An 851-nucleotide genomic window follows, 5' to 3' on the forward strand; every position below is an offset into this window, starting at 1 on the left:
GTACTATCCCGTCAAACACCAAAGACCAGTCCCTACCTCACCATATCCACAGGCCGCCGTTCACACCGAACCGGATTCTGGCAGTTCGAGCCAGAGCGTGGTGCAACAGGTCGAGGAACCTGCAGCACCCAGTGGCGCCTACGCRTCCCAACAAGCGGCCGCGAAGGCTGCCAAGCTTGGCCTGTGGAAAGGCTCCTTCGAGGAGCCTTGGACTTGGCGCGCCGAGCAGACCGAGCGGTCCAGTCAGCCTTTGGGCATCATMGGCAGCCAAGCGCAAGCATCTGGCTTCTCATGTCAGCCGAAACGAACCTGCTCTCAGATCGGCTCCTGTGAAGAGGCTGAGTGGTATCTCAGCAACTGTCCTTGGGGCGGCAAGCTCGACCGCGATAAGGACGGCATTCCGTGTGAGAGCCTGTGCTGAGGGGATCACAATGGCTAAATCAGACAAGCCCCGTGAAGGATCGAAACGTCGGATCATATACGATCTGCAGTATCAACAAGAGGGGGGCGATATTGGCGGAACTTAAACYGCGCAAGAGGATGGGACGCCTTCAGCTACATCAACGACACCAAGAGCATCGCGCGTGAATACGGCGGCACTCCGCACTCTAATGGTGGCGGTCAGACACGACGTCTTTGGATAATCCCGCAATAGCGGAGACACTACCGACCCAGACGGTCTTTTGGGCAAATCCGCAGCTGATATCTGCCAGAGAAAGTAACGATGTTTCTAGAATCTTAGGTCGATAGTCATGTCGACGGTATTTTTTGATGCAAATGCGCGTTCGAAATGACAAGATGAGTTGGGGATATTGGGGAGACGGGGCGCCTGATGCACGCAAGTATGAGTC

Annotated in this window: 1 protein-coding gene; it reads left to right on the forward strand. The window is 55.8% G+C overall.

The genetic code is table 11. The annotated features are described in order from the left end of the window. The coding region (locus ACXJ7R_RS34750) for an excalibur calcium-binding domain-containing protein (protein WP_457155741.1) at positions 1 to 421 on the forward strand (421 nt) is incomplete at its 5' end. Positions 422 to 851 lie beyond the last annotated feature (430 nt).

The sequence above is a fragment of the Mesorhizobium sp. P5_C1 genome, assembly GCF_054049815.1.